Source organism: Streptomyces sp. NPDC058240, from assembly GCF_042882135.1.
Classification (GTDB): Bacteria; Actinomycetota; Actinomycetes; order Streptomycetales; family Streptomycetaceae; genus Streptomyces.
Window position 1 is genome coordinate 97841 of record NZ_JBHVWT010000012.1, and the last position, 26953, is coordinate 124793.

General features: G+C 68.4%; 18 protein-coding genes and 1 pseudogene. 3 read left to right on the forward strand and 16 right to left on the reverse strand.

The genetic code is table 11. From position 1 onward, the window contains the following. Positions 1-163 precede the first annotated feature (163 nt). Positions 164-1660: a hypothetical protein gene (locus ACFVX4_RS20935; RefSeq protein WP_389979340.1), complete on the reverse strand. Its 1497-nt coding sequence runs from the start codon at positions 1658-1660 to the stop codon at positions 164-166. Between the two features lie 399 nt (positions 1661-2059). On the opposite strand from ACFVX4_RS20935, the gene ACFVX4_RS20940 reads away from it, so the two are divergent. Continuing rightward, positions 2060-3148: an LCP family protein gene (locus ACFVX4_RS20940; protein ID WP_266428276.1), complete on the forward strand. Its 1089-nt coding sequence runs from the start codon at positions 2060-2062 to the stop codon at positions 3146-3148. A gap of 102 nt (positions 3149-3250) precedes the next feature. Here the strand turns inward: ACFVX4_RS20940 and galE are convergent, their stop codons facing one another. The 10 genes from galE to ngcE all read right to left on the reverse strand — a co-directional run bounded on the left by galE (position 3251) and on the right by ngcE (position 16484). Beyond that, positions 3251-4237: a UDP-glucose 4-epimerase GalE gene (gene galE, locus ACFVX4_RS20945; protein WP_389979343.1), complete on the reverse strand. Its 987-nt coding sequence runs from the start codon at positions 4235-4237 to the stop codon at positions 3251-3253. 42 nt (positions 4238-4279) lie between these two features. Further along, positions 4280-5791: an amino acid permease gene (locus tag ACFVX4_RS20950; RefSeq protein ID WP_389979346.1), complete on the reverse strand. Its 1512-nt coding sequence runs from the start codon at positions 5789-5791 to the stop codon at positions 4280-4282. Positions 5792-5983: 192 nt separating this feature from the next. Further along, positions 5984-7912 carry a 1-deoxy-D-xylulose-5-phosphate synthase gene (gene dxs, locus ACFVX4_RS20955; protein ID WP_389979349.1) on the reverse strand — a complete coding sequence of 643 codons (1929 nt, stop codon included), beginning with the start codon at positions 7910-7912 and terminating at the stop codon, positions 5984-5986. Between the two features lie 173 nt (positions 7913-8085). Continuing rightward, positions 8086-9399: a sugar ABC transporter permease gene (locus ACFVX4_RS20960; protein ID WP_389979352.1), complete on the reverse strand. Its 1314-nt coding sequence runs from the start codon at positions 9397-9399 to the stop codon at positions 8086-8088. Further along, positions 9396-10190: an ATP-binding cassette domain-containing protein gene (locus tag ACFVX4_RS20965; protein ID WP_385328145.1), complete on the reverse strand. Its 795-nt coding sequence runs from the start codon at positions 10188-10190 to the stop codon at positions 9396-9398. Before ACFVX4_RS20965 ends, ACFVX4_RS20960 begins: the two co-directional genes overlap by 4 nt. Positions 10191-10443: 253 nt before the next feature. After that, on the reverse strand, positions 10444-11541 hold the full coding sequence (locus ACFVX4_RS20970; RefSeq protein WP_389979356.1) for a substrate-binding domain-containing protein: 1098 nt from the start codon (positions 11539-11541) through the stop codon (positions 10444-10446). 122 nt (positions 11542-11663) lie between these two features. Further along, positions 11664-12863 carry an ROK family transcriptional regulator gene (locus ACFVX4_RS20975; protein ID WP_389979359.1) on the reverse strand — a complete coding sequence of 400 codons (1200 nt, stop codon included), beginning with the start codon at positions 12861-12863 and terminating at the stop codon, positions 11664-11666. Between the two features lie 189 nt (positions 12864-13052). Beyond that, positions 13053-13970: a carbohydrate ABC transporter permease gene (locus ACFVX4_RS20980; RefSeq protein ID WP_266428265.1), complete on the reverse strand. Its 918-nt coding sequence runs from the start codon at positions 13968-13970 to the stop codon at positions 13053-13055. A gap of 91 nt (positions 13971-14061) precedes the next feature. Next, positions 14062-14985, reverse strand: a complete 924-nt coding sequence (locus ACFVX4_RS20985; protein WP_266428262.1) for a carbohydrate ABC transporter permease — start codon at positions 14983-14985, stop codon at positions 14062-14064. A 50-nt stretch (positions 14986-15035) separates the two neighbouring features. Beyond that, a complete protein-coding gene (gene ngcE / locus ACFVX4_RS20990; RefSeq protein WP_389979363.1) occupies positions 15036-16484 on the reverse strand; it encodes an N-acetylglucosamine/diacetylchitobiose ABC transporter substrate-binding protein in 1449 nt (482 codons plus the stop codon). Positions 16485-16985: 501 nt separating this feature from the next. Between ngcE and ACFVX4_RS20995 the strand changes: the two genes are divergently transcribed. Next, entirely contained in the window at positions 16986-20831 is a 3846-nt protein-coding gene (locus ACFVX4_RS20995; RefSeq protein WP_389979366.1) for a GH92 family glycosyl hydrolase, read from the forward strand. 108 nt (positions 20832-20939) lie between these two features. Here the strand turns inward: ACFVX4_RS20995 and ACFVX4_RS21000 are convergent, their stop codons facing one another. Continuing rightward, positions 20940-21584: a histidine phosphatase family protein gene (locus tag ACFVX4_RS21000; protein ID WP_389979369.1), complete on the reverse strand. Its 645-nt coding sequence runs from the start codon at positions 21582-21584 to the stop codon at positions 20940-20942. A 147-nt stretch (positions 21585-21731) separates the two neighbouring features. Further along, positions 21732-22130, reverse strand: coding sequence for an MFS transporter (locus ACFVX4_RS21005; protein WP_389979372.1), 399 nt, complete (start codon positions 22128-22130; stop codon positions 21732-21734). A 147-nt stretch (positions 22131-22277) separates the two neighbouring features. Between ACFVX4_RS21005 and ACFVX4_RS21010 the strand changes: the two genes are divergently transcribed. Further along, the gene (locus ACFVX4_RS21010) at positions 22278-22589 is read left to right on the forward strand and encodes an ArsR/SmtB family transcription factor (protein ID WP_389979375.1); all 312 of its coding nucleotides are present in this window, start codon (positions 22278-22280) and stop codon (positions 22587-22589) included. A 38-nt stretch (positions 22590-22627) separates the two neighbouring features. On the opposite strand, the pseudogene ACFVX4_RS21015 reads toward ACFVX4_RS21010, so the two are convergent. The 3 genes and pseudogenes from ACFVX4_RS21015 to ACFVX4_RS21025 form a co-directional block, all read right to left on the reverse strand. Then, a pseudogene (locus ACFVX4_RS21015) lies at positions 22628-22798 on the reverse strand (phosphotransferase); the annotation flags it as partial. Between the two features lie 459 nt (positions 22799-23257). Then, positions 23258-25978 (reverse strand): aconitate hydratase AcnA, encoded by a 2721-nt coding sequence (acnA, locus tag ACFVX4_RS21020; protein ID WP_389979378.1) that lies wholly within the window; start codon positions 25976-25978, stop codon positions 23258-23260. Between the two features lie 686 nt (positions 25979-26664). Continuing rightward, positions 26665-26928 carry a hypothetical protein gene (locus ACFVX4_RS21025; RefSeq protein WP_389979381.1) on the reverse strand — a complete coding sequence of 88 codons (264 nt, stop codon included), beginning with the start codon at positions 26926-26928 and terminating at the stop codon, positions 26665-26667. Positions 26929-26953 lie beyond the last annotated feature (25 nt).

Consider the following 26953-nt stretch of genomic DNA (forward strand, 5'->3'; position numbering starts at 1 on the left):
GATCAAGGGGGCTTTCACCTCATGTGCACGTACGGTTCACCTTTGAGCCGTATGTGGTTCCCATAAAGGCAAGGCCAGACCCTAACAAAGTCAAAGTTAATCCGAAACTGTCAAACCTTGCACCAATCGCAGCCATGCCACGGAATGAGGCCGTATGCCCCATTTATGCGCTGATGATGGTCCATGAGCTGAACGCCAGACCGCTCGCGCCCGGCTCCTGACGCGCGATCCGCAACCGGCCGTCGGTCGCCACCACGGCGATCACCGCCCGCCCCTGCCCGTCGATGACCACCGCGGGAGGGACCATCGAGGACTCGCCCGCGTCGAACCACCACACGCCGGTCTCGGGCCGGCCGTCCTGATGGGCGCCCACGGCGCACGTCCCGTCGGACCCCGACCTCACCAGCACCGTGCAGCCCCAGCCCTGGATGTCCACACCGGCGACCCCGGCGACCGGGCCCTCGCCGTCCGGGCCGCCGAGGCTGACCGGCGCGGCGCCCGGCATCCCGACGCACACCTCGTTGCTCCCCGCGTACCGGTAGCGGATCGCGCCCGCCTCGGGGGCCGCCGAGAGTGTGCCGGGGTACGGACTCACGGAGGTGGCGGTGTCCTGGGCCCAGGCCTCGTCCGGAGTCTCGCGGTGCCAGCGCACGGCGACCGCGGAATCCCGGCCCCTCGCCCACACCTCGGCACCGCTCCGGCCGGTCACTGCCGCCAGCTCGTCGGCGGCGCTGACCCCTCGCAGATGCTGCCAGGCGCTCCACTTCCCGTCCGGCGCCTGACGTCGGGTGCTGACCCCGTGGCCGAAGTTCCGCACGAAGATGTGCAGATGGCCCTTGGCGTCGAAGACCGCCGAGGGGAAGCCGACCTCGCGCGCCTTGCGCCGGTCGTTGGCGTTCGGATTGCCGGCCGAGTGCCACGGGCCGATGGGGCGTCCGGTCTGGTACTGGGTCGCGTGGACGACCTCGACGTGCTCCGCGCCGTCCGCGCCCTTCCTGCGGCGGAGTCCGATCAGGTGCACATAGCCGAAGGCGTCCTGCACGACCGTGAGGCCGGGCAGCAGCGCGGGCCCGTCCAGCAGCTCGGGACCGCTCCACCCACCGGCGCCGGGTGCCTGTTCCGTCCAGCGGATCACGCCCGCCGCCGAGGGGAGGTACGCCGAGAGCCGCCCATCCCTGCCCCTGGTGATCCAGCGTGCGGGCCGGGGGTAGCGCGTGCACGCCGCCGCGCCCAGTCGCGGATCGGTGCCGGCGCGGTGGCAGTCCACGAAGACCGGGGCGCCGCTCTCCAGCTGGTACTTGCGCGCCGCCGCGACCGTGGCACGCGCCACACTGCCCCGCAGCGGGGGCTCGGCCATCACGGGCCGCTTGGCCTCGGCGTCGAAGGAGACGTGCGCCGGATCCGGATCGAGGGTGCGCACCCGCAGCGGGCGCAGTTCACGCAGGGCGTCGAGCACGAGCGGTGTGATCTTTCCCACCTCGGCGTCGAGGACCCAGGGCTCGCGGTCCACCCGTACACCGCGGCTCCCGCAGTCCGTCACCGCCCGCTCGAACGCCGCCCGTTCGTCCGCCGTGCCCGGCTGGGCGCAGACCACGTCGACGGTCGCACCGCTGCGCTCCGCCGCCAGCAGAGCGGGGGCATCTCCGGGCGTTGCGACCACGATCGCGACAGTTCCGGGACGGGGCGCGTGCCGCTCCCCCGTGCTCTGAGGCGTCGCCTTGCCGCGCCCCCCGCGGCGCTCCCCTCTGCGTGCCATGCGCCCGACGATCCCCTCTGAAGTGGAACCGGGACTCCAGATCCCTCCCGGCTTCCAAGAAGATATGCACTCTCCCTTCCGCTCGGGAAATCTGTCTATAGTGCTCCAGCGTCCGATCCATCAAGAAATGTGCGGCCATTGCGCCCGCCGTGACACCCGCTCAGCGTGCGCCCCACGAGCCGCGAGCGGATCTTCCGTACGACCCCCTTCTGTGACTCCTGCAGTCGCACGGCACAGGAGGGTCCGACTCGCCTCGGTGGTCCCCCACTGACCCAGGGGCCCAGACGATGACGAGCTGTGTGTATGTCTGACGACTCCGATCTGCCTTCCCGTCGCAAGCCCAAGAGCCGCAGGGGCCGCAAGGTCCGTACGCGTGGTCAGCGCATCCGGCGCGGCGTGCTCGTCACCCTGCTGGTGCTCGTACTGGCCGGTGGCGGAACCCTGTACTGGCTGTACAGCAGGCTCGACGGGAACATCACGGGCGTCGACATCGACAAGGCGCTCGGGGACAACCGTCCTCAGAAACTCCCCACCAGCGGCCAGAACCTGCTCGTCCTCGGTTCCGACTCGCGGGCCGGTGCGGAGAACAAGGAGCTCGGCGGTGGCGGCGACGTCAGCGGCGCGCGCTCCGACACCGCGATGGTGGTGCACATACCCGAGGGCCGGAGCAGGGCCGTCGCCGTCTCCATACCGCGCGACACCCTCGTGACCCGGCCCGAGTGCGTCAAGACCGACGGCTCGGCGGTGTCCTCGGCGAACCGTGTGATGTTCAACTCCGTCTACTCCCAGGTCGGCCCGGCCTGTGTGGTCAAGACCGTGGAGAAGATGTCCGGGGTCCGCATCGATCACTACCTGGAGATCAACTTCGCCGGGTTCAAGGACCTCGTCGACGCCATAGGCGGTGTCACCGTGGAAGTCGAGAAGCCCATCCACGACAAGTCGTCGGGGCTCGACCTGTCCGCGGGATCGCACAAGCTCGACGGCACCCAGTCCCTCGCCTACGTCCGGACCCGGCACGGCATCGGCGACGGCAGCGACCTCGGCCGCATCGGTCTCCAGCAGCAGTTCCTGCTGGCCCTGCTGAGCGAGGTCAAGTCCCAGGATCTACTTAGCAGTCCGACGAAGTCCTACAAGGTGGCGAGTTCCGCGACGAAGTCGCTGACCACCGACTCGGGGCTGGCTTCGCTCAAGTCCCTGGCGGAGTTCGCCCGTTCGATGAACGGCGTCGACCCGGGCTCGATGGAGACCATCATGCTTCCGGTGGCGTACGACAAGCAGGACCCGAACCGTGTGGTGGCTGCCGAGCCCCAGGCCGGTGACCTGTGGAAGGCGATCCGCAAGGACGGCACCATTCCCGAGTCGGCGAAGAAGTCACCGGCGACCGGGGGCTGACGCACCGTCCGCTCGCGGACCGGTGACAAGTGACAGGTGACATGGCGATGCCCCGGGAACACGTCCCGGGGCATCGTCGTGTTTCAGGTGTTGCCGGCCGCGTCAGCGCCGCGCCTCGGGGTGGTACAGGCACCAGCCCTCCCAGGCCGATGCGACCATTTCGCGCACGTCGTGCCGCGCGGTCCAGTTCAGTTCGGTGCGCATGCGGTCGGCGGAGGCCACCACCCTGGCCGGGTCCCCGGCCCTGCGGGGCAGCACGGTCGGCTCGGCGTCGGGTCCGTATCCGGTGACCTCGCCGATCAGCGCGATCATCTCGCGCACCGAAACACCTTCGCCCCGGCCGACGTTCACCGTCAGGTCGGTGCCGTCGCCGCGTGCTCCCAGCGCCCGCGCCACGGCGACGTGCGCCGAGGCGAGGTCGTCGACGTGGATGAAGTCGCGGACGCACGTGCCGTCCGGGGTGGCGTAGTCGTCGCCGAAGATCATCGGCGCATGGCCCTGCGTGAGCTTCTCGAAAACCATCGGGATGAGATTGAAGACCCCGGTGTCGGCGAGCTGCGCGGTGGCCGCGCCCGCGACGTTGAAGTACCGCAGGGAGGCCGTCGCCATGCCGTGCGCGGCGCCCGCCGCGCGGACCATCCACTCGCCCGCCAGCTTCGTCTCGCCGTACGGATTGATCGGGGCGCACGGTGTGCTCTCGGTGACCAGGTCCACGTCCGGCAGGCCGTAGACGGCGGCCGACGAGGAGAACAGGAAGCGGCGCGCGCCCGCGGCGGTGACCGCCTCCAGCAGGGTCTGCAGCCCGTGCACGTTCTCCCGGTAGTAGTGGAGCGGGAGGGCGACGGATTCGGCGACCTGCTTCTTGGCCGCCAGGTGCACGACGCCCTCGATGCCGAATTCCGCGAGGGTCCGGTCCAGCATGTCCCGGTCGAGGGTCGAGCCCTTGACGAAGGGCACCCCGGCGGGGACCCGGGCCGGGTCACCGGTCGACAGGTCGTCGTACACCACCGCCTGCTCGCCGGCTTCGAGCATCGCCCGTACGACGTGCGCCCCGATGAAACCCGCACCACCCGTGATCAGCCAAGTCATACGGTCATACTAGCCGCGGTCCCGGACATGCCGGACGAGCGTTCACCGGTCGGATACCTGCTGGTTGATCCTGCTGTGCCCACGCCCGTAAGCGAAGTAGATGATCACGCCGATGGCCATCCAGATGGCGAAACGCAGCCAGGTCTCCGCCGGAAGATTGAGCATCAGCCACACCGACGCGGCCACCGAGAGGATCGGGAGCAGCGGTACCCACGGGGTGCGGAAGGCCCGGTTGAGATCGGGGCGGGTGCGGCGCAGCACCATCACGCCCAGGGCTACCACGACGAACGCGAAGAGTGTGCCGATGTTCACCAGCGTCGCCAGTTCGTTGATGCTGGTGAAGCCGGCGACGATCGCGATGATCACGCCGAGCAGGATGGTCGGGCGGTACGGGGTGCCGAACTTCGGGTGCGTCTTGGAGAAGAACCGCGGGAGCAGTCCGTCACGGCTCATCGCGAAGAAGACCCGGGTCTGTCCCAGCAGCAGGATCAGGCAGACGGTGGTGAGGCCGATCGCGGCTCCGAAGCTGATGAGTCCGGCGTACACGGGATGGCCGACGGCCTTGAAGGCATCGGCCAGCGGGGCCTCCACCGACAGCTCGGTGTAGTGCTCCATACCCGTGACCACCAGCGATACGGCGACATAGAGCACGGTGCAGATGAAGAGCGAGGCGAGGATGCCACGTGGCATGTCACGTTGCGGAAGCTTCGTCTCCTCGGCGGCGGTGGCCACCACGTCGAAACCGATGAAGGCGAAGAAGACGACGGAGGCGGCGGTGAAGATGCCCATGACGCCGAAGTTGGTGGGCGCGTAACCGAACATCAGCTGGACCAGCGGTGCGGTCAGTCCGGAACCCGAGGTCTGCGGCTGTGCCTCGGGGATGAACGGCGAGTAGTTGGCGGCCTTCACGAAGAACAGTCCGGCGATGATCACGATCAGGACCACCGCGACCTTGATGGCGACCACGACGGTCGTGACCCGGGCGGACAGCTTCATGCCGAGCACCAGCACCACGGTCAGGACGAGCACCAGGGCGAAGGCCAGGATGTCGAAGCCGAATCCTTTCGCCACATCCGTTCCGGAGAGCGCATCGGGCATGTGCCAGCCGAAGTTGTCCAGCAGCGAGCGGACGTAGCCGGACCAGCCGACCGCCACCACCGCCGTGCCCAGCGCGAATTCCAGCACCAGGTCCCAGCCGATGATCCAGGCGACCAGTTCGCCGAGCGAGGCGTACGAGAACGTGTAGGCGGAGCCGGCGACCGGGACGGTGGAGGCGAACTCGGCGTAGCAGAGCGCCGCCAGCGCGCAGACGATGGCCGCGGCCACGAAGGCGAGGGCGGTGGCGGGACCCGCCGTCTCCTTGGCCACCTTGCCGGTGAGGACGAAGATGCCGGTGCCGATGATGACGCCCACTCCGAAGACCGTGAGGTCCAGGGCGGAGAGGGACTTCCTGAGAGCGTGCTCCGGCTCCTCGGTGTCGCGGATGGACTGCTCGACCGTCTTGGTCCTGAACAGTCCGTCACTGCTGGGTGGTGTGTCCTGCTGGGCGGTCACCGGCGTACCTCCACGCACTCGTCGTGTACGCCATGATTGGGACCGCACCGGCAGCGCAGGCCCCCGCACCAGGCGATTTCACGCGAATGGGCCGGTCGGACCACCCGTACAGGGTGACCCGACCGGCCCATCGGCCGTATCGCCGTCCGCCGCGGCGGACCCTTGGGCCTGATCCGAACGCGAAGTCCCAGGTCAGTCCCGGGCGGGCTCGATCACGGAGCGGGTGTCGGCGCCGCTCCCGAAGCGGCCGTCCAGCTTGGCCACGAGGCCGGTGACCTGGCGGGCGATGTCCGGCGCGGTCAGCCCGATCTCGGCCATGACCTCCTTGCGGGAGGCGTGGTCGAGGAAGCGCGGCGGGATTCCGAAGTCACGCAGTGGTACGTCGACCCCGGCGTCGCGCAGTGTCTGGGAGACTGCGGAGCCGACGCCGCCGGCCCGGCTGTTGTCCTCGACGGTGACGACGACCCGGTGCTGCTCGGCGAGCGGGGCCATGGCCTCGTCGACCGGCTTGACCCAGCGCGGGTCGACGACGGTCGTCGAGATGCCCTGGGCCTCCAGCAGTTCGGCGATCTCCAGGCACATCGGGGCGAGCGCACCGACGGAGACCAGGAGGACGTCCGGCCGGGTGGTGCCGGGCTCGCGCAGCACGTCCATGCCGCCGACCCGGCCGAGGGCCTTGACCGCCGGGCCGACCGCGCCCTTGGAGAAGCGGACCACGGTCGGTGCGTCGTCGACCTCGACGGCCTCGCGGAGCTGGGCGCGGACCTGATCGGCGTCGCGCGGGGCGGCGATCCGGAGCGTGGGCACGCACTGCAGGATCGACATGTCCCACATGCCGTTGTGCGAGGCGCCGTCGGTGCCGGTGACTCCGGCCCGGTCCAGGACGAAGGTCACACCGCACTTGTGCAGTGCGACATCCATCAGGACCTGGTCGAAGGCGCGGTTGAGGAAGGTGGCGTACACCGCGAAGACGGGGTGCAGTCCGCCGGTGGCGAGGCCGGCCGCGGAGACCGCGCCGTGCTGCTCGGCGATGCCGACGTCGTAGATCCGGTCCGGGAACGCCTTCTCGAACTTGGTCAGGCCGACCGGCTGGAGCATGGCCGCGGTGATCGCGACGATGTCCTCGCGCTCCTTGCCGAGCTTGACCATCTCCTCGCCGAAGACGGAGGTCCAGTCGAGACCCGAGGTGGCGACCGGAAGGCCGGTGTCGGGGTGGATCTTGCCGACGGCGTGGAAGCGGTCGGCCTCGTCGAGCAGGGCGGGGGTGTAGCCGCGGCCCTTCTCGGTGAGACAGTGCACGATGACGGGTCCGCCGAAGCGCTTGGCGCGCTGGAGCGCCGACTCCAGGGCCTCCATGTCGTGGCCGTCGATCGGGCCGACGTACTTCAGGCCGAGGTCCTCGAACATGCCCTGCGGGGCGATGAAGTCCTTCAGCCCCTTCTTGGCCCCGTGCAGCGTCTCGTACAGCGGCCTCCCGACGACGGGGGTGCGCTCCAGGATGTCCTTGCCGCGGGCCAGGAAACGCTCGTAGCCGTCGGTGGTGCGCAGCGTCGCGAGGTGGTTGGCGAGGCCGCCGATGGTCGGCGCGTAGGAGCGCTCGTTGTCGTTGACGACGATGACGAGCGGGCGGTCCTTGGCGGCGGCGATATTGTTCAGCGCCTCCCAGGCCATGCCGCCGGTGAGGGCGCCGTCACCGATGACCGCGACGACATGGTCGTCCTTGCCCAGCACCTCGTTGGCCTTGGCGAGGCCGTCGGCCCAGCCGAGCACCGTGGAGGCGTGCGAGTTCTCGATGATGTCGTGCTCGGACTCGGCACGGGAGGGGTAGCCGGAGAGGCCGCCCTTGCTCTTGAGCCTCGAGAAGTCCTGGCGGCCGGTGAGGAGCTTGTGCACATAGCTCTGGTGACCGGTGTCGAACAGCACCTTGTCCTTCGGCGAGTCGAAGACCCGGTGCAGGGCGATGGTCAACTCGACCACGCCCAGGTTGGGGCCGAGGTGGCCGCCGGTCTTCGATACGGCGTCGACCAGGAAGGTCCGGATCTCTTCGGCGAGCTGTTCCAGCTGCTCGGGAGTGAGCCGGTCCAGGTCACGCGGTCCACCGATGCGGGTCAGCAGGGCCACCCGTGCCTCCTTGCGTCTTGAGCTGGTCGAGCATGCCGATCCGATGAGTCTAATGTTCCGTCCGGCCGCGTGGGCATCGGGCATGGAGTGGGCTGTCCCACCCCGTGCCCGGCACCCGGAAGTGCCCGGTGCCCGCTTCGGGGCACCGGGCACCGGACCGTGCGGCGTGGTATTTACGCGCGTCCCGCGGTCTTCTGGGTGCGGCGGGAGACCGAGTCGATGACCACGGCGGCCAGCAGCACCGCGCCGGTGATCATGTACTGGATGGCGTTGGCCATGCCGATCATGTTCAGGCCCTGCTGGATCGACTGGATCACGATCATGCCGAGCAGCGCGGACCAGACCTTGCCCCGGCCGCCGAAGAGGCTGGTGCCGCCGATGACGGCGGCCGCGATGACCAGCATCAGAGTGTTTCCGCCGCCGACGCTCTTGGTGGCGCCGCCGGAGAGGCTGGCAATGAAGAGTCCGCCGAAGGCGCCCAGCATTCCGGAGAGCGCGAAGACGGTGATCCGGATCCGGTCGACGTTGATACCGGCGCGGCGCGCGGCCTCCGCGTTGCCGCCCACCGCGAAGACCTGGCGGCCGAAGGTGGTCCGGCGGGCCACGAAGTCCGCGACGACCAGCACGGCGAGGAAGAGCACCAGGGCCAGCGGCAGACCACGGGCGCCGGAGGGCTCGTTCAGGACGTACGCGACGGCGAAGCACAGGATCGCGACGACGCCCGTGCGGAGCAGGACCTCGGTGGTGGGACGGGCCGGCAGGCCCGCGGCCCCGCGACGCCGGCTGTCCATCAGGAGCGACCCGGCGTAGGCGAGGACGGCGACCAGGGCGACACCGTACGCGACGGCCTTGTCCTCGAAGAAGTAGTTGGTGAGGTTCTCGACGATGCTGCCGGACGGCGTGTTGATCGAGCCCTCACCGCCCATCATCCACTCCTGCAGACCGCTCCAGCCGAGGAAACCGGCCAGGGTGACGACGAAGGCCGGCACCCCGATCTTGGCGAAGAAGAAGCCGTGCAGCGCGCCGAGCACCATGCCGGAGAGCACCGCGACGAGGACCGCCGACCAGTCGTTCCAGCCGTGGTTGACGTTGAGCACGGCCCAGACGGCCGCGCCGACACCGGCGACCGAGCCGACGGACAGGTCGATCTCGCCGAGCAGCAGCACGAAGACGATGCCGACCGCCATGATGCCGAGGCCGGAGCTGTAGACGGCGACGTTGGCGATGGAGCTGGCGGAGAGGAAGTTGCTGTTCTGGAGCTGGAAGACGATCGCGATGACGATCAGGCCGACGAGGACCGGCAGTGAGCCGAGCTCGCCGCCGCGCACCTTGCGGGTGAACTCGGACCAGTAGCCCTTGAAGCCCTCCTCGCGGACGAGCAGGCGCGGGTCCACCGCGGGGACGGGGGCCGCCGACGGCTCGGCCGCAGGTGTCGCCGCGGCAGGCTTGCCGGCGGCGGTCTCGGGGGTCTTGGCGAGGTCGCTCACTTCGCGTCCTCCTTCGTGGCTGAACGGGCCTGGCGGCGCGTGACGGCGTTGTCCGTGGCACCGGTGATCGCGGAGATGATCTCCTCGTGGGACGTGGTCGCCACGTCGAAGACTCCGTTGTTGCGGCCCAGCCGCAGCACCGCCACCTTGTCGGCGACGGCGCGCACGTCGGCCATGTTGTGGCTGATGAGGATGACGCCGTGGCCGCGCTCGCGCAGCCGCTCGACGAGGTCGAGGACCTGGGCGGTCTGCTCGACGCCGAGGGCGGCGGTCGGCTCGTCGAGGATGACGACCTTGGGGTCACCGATCAGGGCGCGGGCGATGGCCACGACCTGGCGCTGGCCGCCGGAGAGCGAGGCGACCGGGATACGGACGCTGGGTATCCGGATGGACAGCGTGTCGAGCAGTTCCTTGGCGCGCTTCTCCATCCCGATCTCGTCGAGGACGGAGGCCTTGCGCAGTTCGCTGCCGAGGAAGAGGTTGGCGACGACATCGAGGTTGTCGCAGAGCGCCAAGTCCTGGTAGACGGTGGCGACCCCGAGCTCCTGGGCGTCGTTCGGCCGGTTGATGCGGACCGCTTCGCCCTCCCACTCGATGGCGCCTTCGTCGATCGGGTGGACACCCGAAATGGTCTTGACGAGGGTCGACTTGCCGGCGCCGTTGTCGCCGACCAGGGCGACCACTTCGCCGGAGCGAATCTCCAGGTCTACATCGGTGAGCGCCTGGACGGCGCCGAACCGCTTGGAGATTCCGCGCAACGCCAGCACGGGCGTAGCGGACACGTGAATCATCTCCTTCGCCGCCTGACCGGCGGGGATGGTACTGCTGAGCACAGGGGCGGAGCCGGTCGCCGGACCACCGGGGCGACCGGGGGCCCTCGAAACGCCGTCGCCCGGGGACGACCGCGCGCCGAGGTGCGGAACCGGGGGTCCGGGGTCCGTGAGAAGTCCGGAACCGGTGAGAAGTCCGGCGCCCGCCCCTGCTGCGGGGCATGTGACGGGGCGGGTGCCGGACCGGACCGGGGGGACGCCTGCCGGCGGGTGACTACTTGATGCCGGCGGCGTCGCAGGCCGCCTTGTACTGGGCGGTGCAGATGTCCTCGACCTTGTAGACCTTGTCCGCGACGATCGTGGACGCGATGTTGTCCTTGGTCACGACCGAGGCGTCGTAGAGCTTCGACGGGGTGCCCTTGAACTCGCCGGAGATGCTGTCGACCTTGACCGGGGCCAGGTCGTCGATCTTCTCGCCCTTGAGCAGCCTGACAGCGATCTCGGCAGTGGTCTCGGCCTCCGGCTTGATCTGCTTGTAGATCGAGAAGGCCTGCTCGCCCGTGAGGATGCGCTGCAGACCGGCGAGCTCGGAGTCCTGACCGCCGACCGGGATCTTCACACCCTGCTTCTTCAGGGCCGTGATGATGCCGCCGGCCATGCCGTCGTTGGCGGAGTAGACGCCCTGGAAGCCGTCCTTGCCCAGGGAGTCGATGGCCGCTCCCATCTTCTTGTTGGCCTCGTCGGCCGACCAGTCCGGGATGTCCTGCTCGTAGACGACCTTCTTGACCTGCTTGTCGAGGACGCTGTGCGCGCCCCTCTTGAAGAAGGGGGCGTTCGGGTCGGTCGGCGAGCCGTTGATCATGACAACGTTGCTGTCCTTGGCCTTGGCGCCGAGCGCCTTGACCAGCGCCTCGCCCTGGAGCTGGCCGATCTTCTCGTTGTCGTACGAGACGTAGGCGGAGATCGGGCCCTCGGCCAGACGGTCGTACGCGACGACCTTGACGTCCTTCTTCGCGGCCTGCTGGACCCAGGACTTCGCGGCCTTGTAGTCGACGGTGTCCAGGATGATGACCTTCACGCCCTGCGTGACGAGCGCGTCGAACTGCTTCTTCTGGGTCTCGCTGTCCTGCGCGGCGTTGTTGTACTTGACGTCGCAGTCGGAGCACAGCGCCTTGATCTTCGCCTCCATGATGGGGCGGTCGAAGGTCTCGTAGCGCGTGGTCTTGTTCTCCGGAAGGAGCAGGCCGATGGTCTTGCTGTCGCCGCCGCTGCCGGAGTCCTTGTCGTCGCCGGCCTTGCCACACGCCGCGAGGGAGACGGCCATGGAGAGTGCGGCCGTGCCTATGACGATGCGTCGCGTCGTTGCGTTCATTACGGGTTGCCTCCCTGACGAGGCCGCGACGTCGCGGCCGAGGTGGCTGGAAGTCAACTCGGCCGCGACGCCAGCGTCAAGGAGTAAATCCTTAACGAGATGACAACGGTGCCATCCGTTATCTAAGTGAAGGCAGGAGTGGCTTTCGGCAAGGTGCTTTCCAAAAGGGTTGAATCCCCCATCTCGCTGAGCACGAGGGCCAGTGCGCCCAGCACTTCGGCCCGGCCGCCCAGCGCCCCGGGCAGCACCGAGAGCTGCCGGGCGGCGCTCGGAATGGCGTAGCGGGAGACCGAGTCACGGATCGGTGAGAGCACCAACTCGCCCGCCTCGGCGAGCGATCCGCCGAGGATCACGCGGCTGGGGTTGAGCAGATTGCAGAGATTGGCGACCCCGCTGCCGATGTGCCGCCCGACGTCCCCGATCACCCGGCGGCAGCCCGGATCGCCGTCGCGGGCCAGCTGGACCACCCGCTCCATGGTGAGATCGGACCCGTGGCTGGGCTGGAGCAGCGGCAGCACGTACCGGGCGGCCGTGAAGGTCTCCAGGCACCCGCGGTTGCCGCAGCGGCACACCGGGCCCGATTCGTCGAGCGTGATGTGCCCGATCTCGCCGGCCGTGCCGCCCGGCCCCCGGTAGATGCGCCCGTCGATCACCAGGCCGGCGCCGACACCGCTGGCGACCTTGATGTAGGCGAGGTCCTTGACCCCCCGGCCGCTCCCCCAGACCAGCTCGCCGAGCGCGCCGAGGTTGGCGTCGTTGTCGACGTACACCGGCACACCGAGCCGGCCGGCGAGCTCCTTGCTGGGGTTGATGCCCGTCCAGCCCGGCAGGATCGACGTGGAGCCCAGCGTCCCGGACTCCACGTCGATCGGGCCGGGAACACCGAGGCCCACCCCGATCACCTTGTCCGGACTGATCCCGGTCGTCTCGATCAGCCGCCTGACCAGCTGCTCCGCCCGCCCGAACCCCTGCGCGGAGGAGGCGTCGACGTCCAGCGGCTCGGCCTCCTCGGCCAGCACCTGGTGGGCGAGGTTGCCGACCGCCACCCGCAGATGCGTATGACCGAAGTCGACCCCGATCACGATGCCCGCGTCGCCGCTGAGCGAGACGCTGCGGGCCCGGCGGCCGCCCGCCGAGGTGGGGGTGACCTCGACCGTGCCGCCGCCCTTCAATTCACGAACGATATTGGAGACGGTGGCCGCTGACAGGCCGGTGCTCCGTGCGATCTCCGCCTGGGTGAGCGAACCGGCCATGCGTACCGCGCGCACGACCCGCTCAAGGTTGGCGCGATGCAGAGATGTCTGCGACCCCGGAGTCTCCATCGACTCTCTCACTCCTGCCGTTTTCTCTAACATGTGAACTCTAAGCTGAGCGTTTTGCGGTACTCCCCGTCAAGACCTTGAGCGACCGAAGCCTCGGATGAGCACCTGGGACGGCCGTCCCGTACACGCGAACCGCCCGCCGGCTCATGGCCGGCGGGCGGTTCGTGGGTAGGGGGACGGTGCGGGCCGCTACTTCACCGCACCCGCGGTGAGCCCGGCGACGACCTGGCGCTGGAAGATGATGTAGGCCGCGAGGACCGGCAGCATCGCCATCACCAGACCGGCGAAGAGACCGGACCAGTCACCCTTGTACCCCTGGCTGGTGGCCAGTTCGACCAGGCCCTGGGAGAGCACCCGGTACTTCGGGTCGGTGTTGAGCACCGTTGGCAGCATGTACTGGTTCCACTGCCCCAGGAAGTTGAAGATACCGACGCTGATCAGGCCGGGCTTCGCCATCGGCAGCATCACCTGGAAGAACGTCCGGGTGTGCGAGGCCCCGTCGAGCATCGCCGCTTCCGCCACCGAGCTCGGCAGCGTCCGGAAGAACGAGGTGAGGAAGAAGACGGTGAACGGCAGCGAGTACGCGATGTAGACCAGGATCAGTCCGTGCCGCGTGTTCAGCAGTCCCATGTTGTTCATGACGAAGAACAGCGGGACCAGCGCCAGGATGATCGGGAAGCTCATCCCGCCGATGAACAGGTAGTAGATGAAGCGGTTGCCGGGAAAGTCGAACCGCGCCAGTACGTACGCCGCCATCGACCCCAGCAGCAGGGTGCCGACGAGCGAACAGCCCACCACCACGACGGTGTTGAAGAAGTAGTCGCTCATGTGCGCCTGGCTCCAGGCGCGCGACCAGTTCTCGAAGTGCAGCTTGTCGGGCAGCGCCCACGGCGTCGACAGGATCGAGTCGTCCGTCTTGAAGGACGCCATCACCGCCCACAGCAGCGGCATGACGACCAGGATCGCCCAGATGATCAGCACACCGTGCGAGAAGACGTTGAGGACCTGGCCCTCACTGCTCTTCTCCTTGGCGGCCGGTGCGGGCGCCTTGGCCACCGGGGCCGGGTCCGCGGCCGGGGCCGCAGGAGGGGTGTCAGTCGTCTTCACGTGTACTCACCTCGTACTGTCGAGCCGGACACGGAGGCCGACCTGTGGTGCCTGCTGGGGGTCCGGGGATCGTCTCCCGGGAATCGCAGCATCAGAACTCCAGCCGATCGCGCCGGCCCAGTCGCATCACGATGGCGGCGAAGGCCAAGGTGACGATGAGCAGTCCGACACCGATCGTCGTCGCGTAGCCGGCCTGCCCGTCGCGGAAGGCCGTCTGGTACACGTACAGCGGCAGGACCGTGGTGGAGTAGTCGGGACCACCGGGGCCCACGGTCATGACCTGCACGGCGGTGAACGCCTCGACGCCGAGGGCCAGGATCCCCATGTAGACCCAGCCCGACTGCACCGTGTCCCAGAGCAGCGGAAGGGTGATCCGGAAGAACGTGGTGAAGCGGTTGGCGCCGTCGAGGAGCGCCGCCTCGTAGAAGTCCTTCGGGATGGACGCCATTCCGGCCGAGAACAGGACGACGAAGAATCCGACCGTCGACCAGACCAGCACCGACATGACGCAGACCAGCGCGAGACTCGGGTCGCCCAGCCAGTCCGGCTGAATGGAACCCAGACCGATCGTCTTCAGTGTCGAATTCAGCATCCCGCTGGTGGGGTTGAACGCGAACTGGAAGAGCAGGGCCACGATGACGATCGAGAGCACCTGCGGGAAGAAATAGGCGATCTTGTAGAAACCCGAGCCGCGCACGCCGGAGACCGCGGCGTTCTTGCGCCGCCGGCCCCCGACATTGAGCATGAAGGCGAAGAAGAGCGCCAGGCCCAGCGTCACCAACGGCAGCAGCAGCACAAGCAACACGCTGTGCTGCAACGACTTCCAGAAGATGTCGTCCTTCAGCATCCTCGTGTAGTTGCTGAACCCGACCATCTTGAAGTCCGGGCTCAGGCCGGTCCAGTCCGTGAACGAGTAGTAGATGGACTGGATGAACGGCCAAATGACGAAGACCGCGTACAGCGCGAGTGGGACTACCAAGAATCCCACGATGAAACGGTACTTGCCGTGCTGCATCGTTTACCGACCCCGATCTTTCCGCGGGTGCCGCCGCTGGTGACGGTTGCTCACTGGTGCTTGTAGTGCTTGATGGACTGGTCCTTGGCCGCCGCGTCGGCGAAGGCCTGGATCTTCTTGATGGCTTCCGCCGGGGTCGCGCGGCCGGCCATCATCTCGCCGATACCGGCGACACCGATCTGCTCCTTCTGGAGCTTCACGTACCAGTCCTGCAGACGCGGGTTCACCACGTTGTCGCCGGCCTTCTTCAGCGAGTCGACGCCGGACTGCATGGCGGTCGACAGGGTCAGACCGTCGGTGCCGCCGTTGAAGGCACTGAGGGACTTGACCTGCTTGGTGAAGTTCTTCGAGGACTCCTCGGAGAGCATGATGCGCAGCTGCTCCATGCCGCCCTCGGGGTTCTTCGCGTTGGCCGGGACGATGAAGGGCTCGCCGCCGGAGGCCCAGATGGTGCCGAACGGCAGCTTGTCGGACGCGTCCAGGCCGGACGGCGGCGCGACCATCATCTTGAAGTCCTTGGGCGTGGTCGGCGCGGCCTCGTTCTCCACCCACGAACCGTTCGGGATGAAGAGCGCCTTGCCCTTGGTCCACTCGGTCTGCGACTGGATGTGGGTCAGACCGGGGGTGCCCTTGAGGATGTACCCCTTCTTGTACAGCTCGTAGTACGCCTCGAACGCCGCCTTGACCGCGGGGTCCTTCCAGGCGTTCGGCTCCAGGTTGTCGATCTTGTCGAGAACCTCCCGGCCACCGATCTTGGCGATGAACGGGTAGAGCGAGAACGGCAGGTAGTACGGGTACTTACCGGCGTACGTCCAGCCCGCGATGCCCTGCTTCTTCGCCTTCGCGCAGAGGGCGAGCATGTCGTCCCAGGTCTCGGGGTACTGCGCGTCGAGCTTCTCGAGCGCGGTCTGCGAGTACCAGACGCCGTACACGGTGTACGCGTAGTACATGATCCAGACCGGGTCGCCGTCGAACTGACCCATCTCCAGGACACCGGGGCGCAGCGTGTCGCGGACCTTCTTGCTCGGGTCGTCGATGGACGGGGCGTCCATCAGCGGCGTGAGGTCGAGCAGCTGCTTCTTGCCGACCAGGACACCCATGTCCATCTGCTCGGCGCCGGAGTTGTCGATCAGGTCCGGCGGGGTGCCACCGTTGAAGCGGGGCTGCAGCTGCGACTGGATCTTCTGGGTCGCGACGTGCTTGACCTTCGGGGCCTTCGGGAACGCCGCGTTGTACTTCTTCTCCGCGTCGATCGCGTACTGCTGGCCGAAGCCGCCGTCGAAGATGACCACCTCGAGCGGGGCCGTCTCGTTGACGCCGAGCGGGTTGGCCTTGGTGGCCTTGCCCTTCTCGACCTTCTTGTCGCCGCTGCTGTCGCTGCTCGCGCACGCCGACAGGAAGCCCATCGTCGGAACGCTGATCAGGCCGAGTGCGGCCGATCGCTTGATCACATCGCGACGGCCAAGGCCCTCATTCTTGTGGGCGGAGGTGGATCCCATGCTCAAGTCCTCGCCTTCTCCAGGACTCAGGCGGTGTGTACCGGTCGCCCGTCGATATTCGCCTCAGGCGAAGGGCCCCGCCACCGCGGTCAGTTGCGCTTGGGTAGTGCTGATTTCAGGCTAGCCATGTGCAGTGGGGGGCTCAGGGGGATCAGGCATCGGATGCACCCGTCGTGCCGTCCTCGGCCGTTCCCCCTTGTCCCCCTTGCCCGCGTCGCCGAAACGGCTGTGCAGACGCCGACAGGTATAGTCCACTCACGGCCGACTGAGCAAGATCGAATGCGAGTTTGAGCAGCAGTCTTTCCCGAGTTGAGACCTCGCAGATACATGGCCCCCGCATGCTCCCGGTCCGGGTGTAACGATTTCCGCATTCCGGTCGATTCGGCTTGCCATTCACACCCAACACCCTTGACACACCCCGGCACTTGGCTCCCTACTGGACCTTGCGCATCTCTCTGACAACGTTGTCCAGGTGCACTTCCCCGGGAGGAATAGCTCGACATGCAGCCCCGACATGGTTCTCGCAAGAGACAAAGCCGTACGGCCGCACTGATCGCGGCTTCACTGGTTCTGGTCGTGACCGCCCCCACCGCAGCCGCCGCACAGTCGGCCGGCACGCGCGACAAGGGCCGGACCCCCTCGGGGGACCGGACATTCAGCTCGTCCTTCGAAGCGGATGAAAAGCAGCCGGACTGGCGCAACACCGTGGAAGAGGGTCCCGATGGAAAGAAGCGGTCATCGGGTGTCGATGGCGGCTTCTCCGCAGGAATACCGGGCAATATCACCGACAAGGTGACAGACGTCCGCGCCAGCGGCGAGAACACCGGCGGCGGGGAGGTGAAGGAGAACCTGATCGACGGGGAGCCCGGCACCAAGTGGCTGGCCTTCCAACCCACCGGCTGGGCCGAGTTCGATCTCGACGAACCGGTCAAGGTCGTGACATACGCGCTGACTTCGGCCAATGACCACGACGAGCGCGACCCGAAGGACTGGACCCTGCAGGGCTCCACCGACGGCAAGGACTGGAAGGACCTCGACTCCCGGACCGGTCAGACCTTCGCCGAGCGGTTCCAGACGAAGTCGTACGATTTCACATCTGACACGGCATACCAGCACTACCGCCTCCAGATCACGAAGAACAACGGCGCCTCCGACGCCACCCAGCTCGCCGACGTCCAGTTCTCCGACGGCGACACCTCGGTCCCGGCCCCCGCCGAGATGCGCAGCCAGGCCGATCGCGGCCCCTCCGGCTCCCCCACCGCGAAGGCGGGCGCGGGCTTCACCGGGAAGAAGGCCCTGCGGTACGCCGGTACGCACAAGGCGGACGGCCGGGCGTACTCGTACAACAAGGTCTTCGATGTGAACACGGCTGTCACCCGTGACACCTCACTGTCCTATCTGGTCTATCCCCAGATGGGCGAGACCGACCTCTCCTACCCGGCGACGCATGTCGCGGTGGACCTGGCGTTCACGGACGGCACGTATCTGAGCGATCTGCGGGCCACCGACAGCAACGGCGGCCTGCTGACCCCGCAGGGCCAGGCCGATGCCAAGCGGCTGTACGTCAACCAGTGGAACAAGGTCGAGTCGACGATCGGCACGGTCGCGGCGGGCAAGACCGTGGACCGGATCCTGGTGGCGTACGACTCCCCCAAGGGAACGGCGAAGTTCCAGGGCTGGATCGACGACATCGAGATCGCCCCGAAGGCGCCCGAGAAGCTCCGCTCCCACCTCTCCGACTACGCGTCGACGGTCCGCGGCACCAACTCCAGCGGTGGTTTCTCCCGGGGCAACAACTTCCCCGCCACCGCGGTCCCGAACGGCTTCAACTTCTGGACCCCGGTCACCAACGCCGGATCCACGAGCTGGCTGTACGACTACGCGCGGGGCAACAACGACGACAACCTGCCCACCCTCCAGGCCTTCAGCGCCAGCCATGAGCCGAGCCCCTGGATGGGCGACCGGCAGACCTTCCAGCTGATGCCGTCGGCGGTCGTCGGCACCCCGGACGCCTCCCGCACGGCGCGTGCGCTGCCGTTCCACCACGAGAACGAGACGGCGAAGCCGCACTACTACGGTGTGACATTCGACAACGGCCTCAAGGCCGAGATGACACCGTCCGACCACGCGGCCCGGATGCGGTTCACCTACCCCGGCGACGACGCGAGCATCGTCTTCGACAACGTCTCCAACGACGGCGGGCTCACCCTCGACCCGGGGACCAGCTCCTTCACCGGCTTCTCCGACGTCAAGAGCGGCGGCTCGACCGGCGCCACCCGCCTCTTCGTGTACGGCGTCTTCGACGCCCCGGTCACCGCGAGCGGCAAGCTGTCCGGCGGCGGTGGCGACGACGTCACGGGCTACCTCCGCTTCGACGCCGGCAAGGACCGCACGGTCGGCCTGCGGCTGGCCACCTCGCTGATCAGCATCGACCAGGCGAAGCGGAACCTCGCCGCCGAGATCCCCGCCTCGCGCTCCTTCGGCCGCGTCGAGGACCGGGCGCAGCGGGCCTGGGACGACATCCTGGGCAAGGTGGAGGTCGAGGGTGCCACGGCCGATCAGCTGACCACCCTCTACTCCAGCCTGTACCGGCTGTACCTGTATCCGAACTCGGGCTTCGAGAAGGTCGGCGGCAAGGACAAGTACGCCAGCCCCTTCTCCCCGCAGGTCGGCTCCGACACCCCGACCCACACCGGAGCGAAGATCGTCGACGGCAAGGTGTACGTCAACAACGGCTTCTGGGACACCTACCGGACGACGTGGCCCGCGTACTCCCTCCTCACTCCGGACAAGGCCGGCGAGATGGTGGACGGCTTCGTCCAGCAGTACAAGGACGGCGGCTGGATCTCCCGCTGGTCGTCTCCCGGCTACTCCGACCTGATGACCGGCACCTCCTCGGACGTCGCGTTCGCGGACGCCTACGTCAAGGGCGTGAAGTTCGACGCGGAGGCGGCGTACGACGCGGCGCTGAAGAACGCCACGGTGGTCCCGCCGTCCTCGGGCGTCGGCCGCAAGGGCATGGCGACGTCCCCGTTCGTCGGCTACGCCGACACCTCGACGCACGAGGGCCTGTCCTGGTCGCTGGAGGGCTACCTCAACGACTACGGCATCGCGCAGATGGGCCGGGCTCTCTACAAGAAGACGAAGAAGGCCCGGTACAAGGAGGAGTCCGAGTACTTCCTGAACCGCTCCCGCAACTACGTCCAGCTCTTCGACGACAAGGCCGGCTTCTTCCAGGGCAAGGACGCCGAGGGCGACTGGCGGCTCCCGTCGGAGAAGTACGACCCCCGGGTCTGGGGTTACGACTACACGGAGACGAACGGCTGGGGGTACGCGTTCACGGCCCCGCAGGACAGCCACGGTCTGGCGAACCTGTACGGCGGCCGGGACGGCCTCGCGAAGAAGCTCGACACGTACTTCGCCACTCCGGAGACGGCCCGCCCCGAGTTCGTCGGTTCGTACGGCGGTGTCATCCACGAGATGACGGAGGCGCGTGACGTACGGATGGGGCAGTACGGCCACAGCAACCAGGTCGCGCACCATGTCACATATATGTACGACGCGGCCTCGCAGCCCTGGAAGGCACAGGAGAAGGTCCGCGAGGTCCTGAGCCGGCTCTACACGGGCAGCGACATCGGGCAGGGCTACCACGGCGACGAGGACAACGGCGAGCAGTCGGCCTGGTACCTCTTCTCCTCGCTCGGCTTCTACCCGCTGGTCATGGGCAGTGGCGAGTACGCGATCGGCTCCCCGCTCTTCAAGAAGACCACGGTCCATCTGGAGAACGGCCACGACCTGGTCGTCAGGGCGCCGAAGAACAGCGCGAAGAACATCTATGTGCAGGGCCTGAGGGTCAACGGCAAGAAGTGGAGCTCGACTTCGCTGCCGCACGACCTGCTGGCCAAGGGCGGTGTGCTGGACTTCGACATGGGCCCGAAGCCGTCGTCGTGGGGCACCGGCAAGGACGCGGCGCCGACCTCGATCACCACGGACGACAAGGTGGCGTCGCCGCAAACGGACGTGCTGAAGGGCGGCGGCGCCCTGTTCGACAACACGTCGGCCACCTCGGCGAAGGTCACCACGGTGGACCTGCCGGTCTCCGCGGCCACGGAGGCGGTCCGGTACACACTGACATCGGACAAGGCGGCCGGGGCGCCGGCCGGCTGGGTCCTCCAGGGCTCGTCGGACGGCACCACGTGGCAGGACCTCGACAAGCGGTCGGCCGAGTCGTTCGCCTGGGACAAGCAGACGAGGGTGTTCTCCGTGAGCCGGCCGGGCTCGTACGCCCACTACCGCCTGGTGTTCGCCGGTGAAGGCACGCTCGCGGAGCTGGAGTTGCTCTCCTGATCCGACGTTCCGCTCGCGTCGAGGCCGATGGCCGGTACCCCGCCCCGGGGTGCCGGCCATCGGTCCGCTCTGCGGGGCGGCGTGGCCACGGGGCCGCGTGGCTCCCGCTCAGTCCCGTTCCGGGGTCTCCGGAACGGCCCGGGGGAACAGGCTCTCGGGCAATGTCACATTCCACGCCGTGATGACCGGCTTCCCGTGCTCGGTGCCGAGCCGGGAGACAGCGCCCGTGGCGAGCTGGAACAGCGTGCCCTCGGCCGGGGTCAGGCCGAGGTAGCGGGCGGTGAGCACGCGCAGGAAGTGGGAATGGGCGACGAGCGCGATGTCCTCGTCCGCATCACGGCCCGCCGCCTCCGCGGCCTCGGCCAGCACCCGGTCGGCGCGGGCCCCGACCTCGGCCGGGGTCTCGCCGGGGTGCGCCTCGGGGCCGGGGGCGACCCCGTCGGTCCAGAGGTTCCACTCGGGGCGGGTGCGGCGGATCTCGTCGGTGGTCACCCCTTCGTAGCCGCCGTAGTCCCATTCGCGCAGCTCGGGTGTGATGCGGGGTACGGCGAGTCCGGCGAGCTCGGCGGTGCGCCGGGCGCGTACGGCGGGGCTGACGAGGGTGAGCGCGATCCGCCGGTCGGCGAGCAGGGGCGCCAGCGCACGCGCCTGCCGTTCCCCGAAGGGGGTCAGGGGCAGATCGGTGTAGCTCGTGTGCTGCCCGGACCGCGACCACTCCGTCTCGCCGTGCCGGATCAGGATCAGCTCGCCCATGGGTGTCATCCGCTCTCTGTGCCGTTCGTTCCGCGTAGCTCGCAGTTCTGCGAACCCGCTGGACCACCATCGCATTCCGTGCGCCCACGATGAGGCGGGCGGTGGCCCGTTTCCGGGTACGGCGACCCGGTGGTCCGCGACATTCCGTCAAATGCCCCAGCCGGACGGACCGGACCCGGCAGGGCCGCGACCGGTCACGTCCAGCCACAGCACATCGGTGGCGAAGGCGGAGGCGAGCGAGGCGGCGGCGTAGAGCGCGACTCCCGCGGCGAAGGCCCTGACGCGGCCGATGATGTCGGCGACCGATCCCCAGACCAGCGTGAAGCAGGCGAAGGCCACGTTGAAGGCGTTGACCACCCACTGGAGCGGCGCGAGTGCGGCGTGCGTGGAGGCGCCGATCCCGGGGAGCGCGACCGCGGTCCCCGAGATGGGCATGGGCACGACGAGCACGGCGAGGAGCACGGCGATCAGGGCCGGGGCGCGGCCGGGCCCCTCCTGTGCCACGGGCGTGGGCGGCGGGGCGGACGACGCGGTCTGCGTGCTCATGGGACAAACTCCAGGCTCGGCCCGGCCACTGGCGATCAGGTACGATTTCTGTCGTACCTCAAATTGGCACACCGCCAGGTAGGAAGCAAGCCGTACCTAGGATGGAGGCCGACAGCTCACGGACGGGTCCAGGAGAGGAGAGCAGCGATGCCAGACGAGGAAGGCCATCCGGCACCGGAGGAGATGGACCTGCGCACGGTCCTGAACGCTGTCTCCGACCCCCTGCGGTGGGGGATCGTCGTGGCCCTGCTCCATGAGCCGGAGGGCACGGCCCGCACCTGCGCGTCCTTCGATCTGCCGGTCTCCAAATCGACGACGACGCACCACTTCAGGACCCTGCGGGAGGCGGGCCTGGTCCGGCAGGTGGACCGGGGCAACAGCCGTGCGGCCACCCTTCGCAAGAAGGAGCTGGACAAGCGCTTCCCGGGACTGCTGGACCTGATCCGCGCCCACTCCTGAATCGTGGCCGTCGGAGCCGCGTCACGGGCCGTTCCGTCGCCTGCGAGGACTTCGCGGATGACGTGCCGCGCGATCGTCGCCATGGCCGGATTCGACTCCCGGTAGTAGCGCAGTTCGCCGAGCGCGGTCGACAACGCCCAGCCCCGGCCCCGCGCCCAGGCCGCGTCATCGGCGTTCAGGGCCGTACGGAAGACTCCGCGCGCGTGCGCCATCGACTTCGGCTGCACGGGGCTGGGAGATGCCGCCGTCGACCTCGTCACGGCGTGGTACCTGCTCCCGTCGAGCCACCGGAAGACCGACCAGTGCCACGGATGGCCCTCCGCGGGCACGCCCCTGGAGCACCCTTCAGGAATGGGACACCGGCCGGCGGTTGGCGGCCGACGGCCATACGAACGCCGGCCCGCGCCGCCCGTCAACTCGTTTACCGCCGCCCGGCCCTCGACGACCGGGCGACGGTAGCCACCTACGGGTGGCGCATCCCGCGATTCCCGGTCCGGCGCGTGCCCCCAAGCCGGCCGACAGCCCGGTCCTGACCCTGCCTGCGAACCGCGAGTCGGGCGGCCTTCGTGCAGAGCATCAAGCGGCAGGGACCGGTTCGGAAGACGCGCGAAGGGCCGCACTCCGGGATTCCGGGGTGCGGCCCTTCGGCTCTGCTGCCTGCCTCGCGACTACTTGCGGATCAGGTTGCGGAGCACGTACTGCATGATGCCGCCGTTGCGGTAGTAGTCCGCCTCACCAGGGGTGTCGATGCGGACGACCGCGTCGAACTCCACACCGGTGTCGGTGGTCACCTTGACCGTGCGCGGCGTGGTGCCGTTGTTCAGCTCGGTCACGCCGGTGAAGGAGAAGGACTCCTCGCCGGTCAGGCCGAGGGACTCGGCGGTCGCGCCCTCCGGGAACTGGAGCGGGAGGACGCCCATGCCGATGAGGTTCGAGCGGTGGATGCGCTCGTAGGACTCGGCGATGACGGCCTTGACGCCGAGGAGCGCGGTGCCCTTGGCGGCCCAGTCGCGGGACGAGCCGGAGCCGTACTCCTTGCCCGCCAGGATGACCAGCGGGGTGCCGGCGGCCTGGTAGTTCTGCGAGGCGTCGTAGATGAACGACACCGGCGCACCTTCATCGGACCGGGTGAAGTCGCGGGTGAAGCCACCCTCGGTGCCCGGGGCGATCTGGTTGCGCAGGCGGATGTTCGCGAAGGTGCCGCGGATCATGACCTCGTGGTTGCCTCGGCGCGAGCCGTAGGAGTTGAAGTCACGGCGCTCGACGCCGTGCTCCGTGAGGTACTTGCCGGCCGGGGTGTCGGCCTTGATCGCACCGGCCGGGGAGATGTGGTCGGTGGTGACCGAGTCGCCCAGCTTGGCGAGCACCCGGGCGCCGGTGATGTCGGCGACCGGGGTCGTCTCCATCGTCATGCCCTCGAAGTACGGGGGCTTGCGCACGTAGGTGGACTGCGGGTCCCACTCGAAGGTGTTGCCGGTCGGGATCGACAGCGCCTGCCACTGGGCGTCGCCCGCGAAGACGTCCCGGTAGGACTTGTTGAACATGTCCTCGCCGATGGAGTTGGCGACGACGTCGTTCACCTCGGCCTCGGTGGGCCAGATGTCGGTGAGGTAGACCGGCTTGCCGTCCTGGTCGATGCCCAGGGCGTCCTTGGTGATGTCCACCTTCATCGAACCGGCGATGGCGTACGCGACGACCAGCGGCGGGGACGCCAGGTAGTTCATCTTGACGTCGGGGTTGATCCGGCCCTCGAAGTTGCGGTTGCCGGAGAGCACCGAGGTCACGGCCAGGTCGTGCTCGTTGACCGCCTTGGAGACCTCCTCCGGCAGCGGGCCGGAGTTGCCGATGCAGGTGGTGCAGCCGTAGCCGACGAGGTTGAAGCCGACCTTGTCGAGGTACGGGGTCAGGCCCGCCTTGTCGAAGTAGTCGGTGACGACCTTGGAGCCCGGGGCGAGGGTGGTCTTGACCCACGGCTTGCGGGTCAGGCCCTTCTCGACCGCCTTCTTCGCCACGAGCGCCGCGGCGACCATGACGTAGGGGTTCGAGGTGTTGGTGCAGGAGGTGATCGCGGCGACGGTGACGGCGCCGTGGTCGATCTCGTACGTCGTGCCGTCGGGGGCCGTGACCGTGGTCGGGTTCGACGGGACGCCGTTGTGGGCGGCCGGGGAGTCGGAGGCCGGGAAGGACTCCTTGCCCGACTCCTCGTCGTCCGAGACGTAGTTGCGCACGTCCTGGGCGAACTGCGCCTTGGCGTTCGCGAGGATGATGCGGTCCTGCGGGCGCTTCGGGCCGGCGATCGACGGGACGACCGTCGACAGGTCCAGCTCCAGCTTCTCGGAGAAGTCCGGCTCGGCGGCCGGGTCGAGCCAGAGGCCCTGCTCCTTGGCGTACGCCTCGACGAGCGCGACCTGCTGCTCGTCACGGCCGGTCAGACGCAGGTACTTCAGCGTCTCGTCATCGATCGGGAAGATCGCGGCGGTGGAGCCGAACTCCGGCGACATGTTGCCGATGGTGGCGCGGTTCGCGAGGGAGGTGGCGGCGACGCCCTCACCGTAGAACTCGACGAACTTGCCGACGACACCGTGCTTGCGGAGCATCTCGGTGATGGTCAGCACCAGGTCGGTGGCGGTGGTGCCGGCCGGGAGCTCGCCGGTCAGCTTGAAGCCGACGACGCGCGGGATGAGCATGGAGACCGGCTGGCCGAGCATCGCGGCCTCGGCCTCGATGCCACCGACGCCCCAGCCCAGCACGCCGAGGCCGTTGACCATGGTGGTGTGCGAGTCGGTGCCGACGAGGGTGTCGGGGTACGCCTGGCCGCCCCGGACCATGACCGTACGGGCCAGGTGCTCGATGTTGACCTGGTGGACGATGCCGGTGCCCGGGGGGACGACCTTGAACTCGTCGAAGGCGGTCTGGCCCCAGCGCAGGAACTGGTAGCGCTCCTTGTTGCGGCCGTACTCCAGCTCGACGTTCTGCGCGAACGCGTCGTTGGTGCCGAACTTGTCGGCGATGACGGAGTGGTCGATGACCAGCTCGGCCGGGGCGAGGGGGTTGATCTTGTCCGGGTCGCCGCCCAGCTCCTTGACGGCCTCACGCATGGTGGCGAGGTCCACGACACACGGCACACCGGTGAAGTCCTGCATGATCACGCGGGCCGGCGTGAACTGGATCTCCTGGCTGGGCTGTGCCTGGGAGTCCCAGCCACCGAGCGCCCGGATGTGATCGGCGGTGATGTTCGCGCCGTCCTCGGTGCGGAGCAGATTCTCCAGCAGCACCTTCAGGCTGTAAGGGAGGCGCGCGGAGCCCTCGACCTTGTCCAGCTTGAAGATCTCGTACGACTCGTCGCCCACGCGCAGCGTGCTGCGGGCGTCGAAGCTGTTCGCCGACACGACAGTCTCCTTCATCAATGTGCGCGTACTCCGCGCCGCGCCTCATTACGGCGGGCGCCGCGTGGTGCCGCCTACGGCCCCTCGACCATCCGCTAAGGTAAGGATTAGTTAGGTAACCCTTACCGACTGGCGGACTGCGGTGCGCCTTCGGCATATATCTCGATGTCGAGATAACTCTAGTACATCACCGTCGCACGGTCATGCGCGGGCGCCACCGATCTCCCGCGCCGCGGGTCGGGGGGTGGCGATGAGCCCGCCGAGCCGCGTGGCGAGCCACGGCCTGCGGCCGCCGGTCTCACGGCCGCGAGGTGCACGCCTACGTCGCCCACCGACCACACCGGGATGCCGGAGGCCGCGCCCCGGTCGGCGACGTCGCTCAGCAGCCGGACCAGCCGGAGGGGCGCGGCACCCGGCGCAGCGCGGGCCTTCTCGTGCTCGGCGACAGGGTCGAATCCCGTGACGGCACCTGTGCCACTCCCCCATGCCACTCCCTCATGCCGCGGACGGGCCCGCAGATTACCGCCGGTAGCAAGGCTGCATCAGCGCCTTGCGCGATCCCGCGGCAGCGCGTGGGGGCGGTGGCCGGGCGGATCAGTCCGGTCGACGGGGCAGCTGGTCGTCGAGGTGGTCCGCGCTGTATCCGAGCTGTTCGGCGAGCGCCTGGTAGCGGACGCGCTGGGCATCGGTCACGGGGACGTCGTACGTGAAGAGCATCCCCAGGAACAGGCGGAAGCCCAGGTCCGGGTCCACGGTGGTGACCACGCCCCGGCGAGGGCGAGCACCACGGGTGCGTCGGTGCGGAGCGTCGCCCGGGAGCACAGCGCGCCGGCGAAGCCGCTGAGCCCGAAGTCGTTCGCGTAGTCGTAGTAGTACAGCTCGCGCATCCGCGTCACCATCGGCTTCCCCCTCAGGACCACCACCCCGCCCTTCACCGCCCTGTCACTCGCCACCCCGCTTCGCCGTCGAAGATCACCA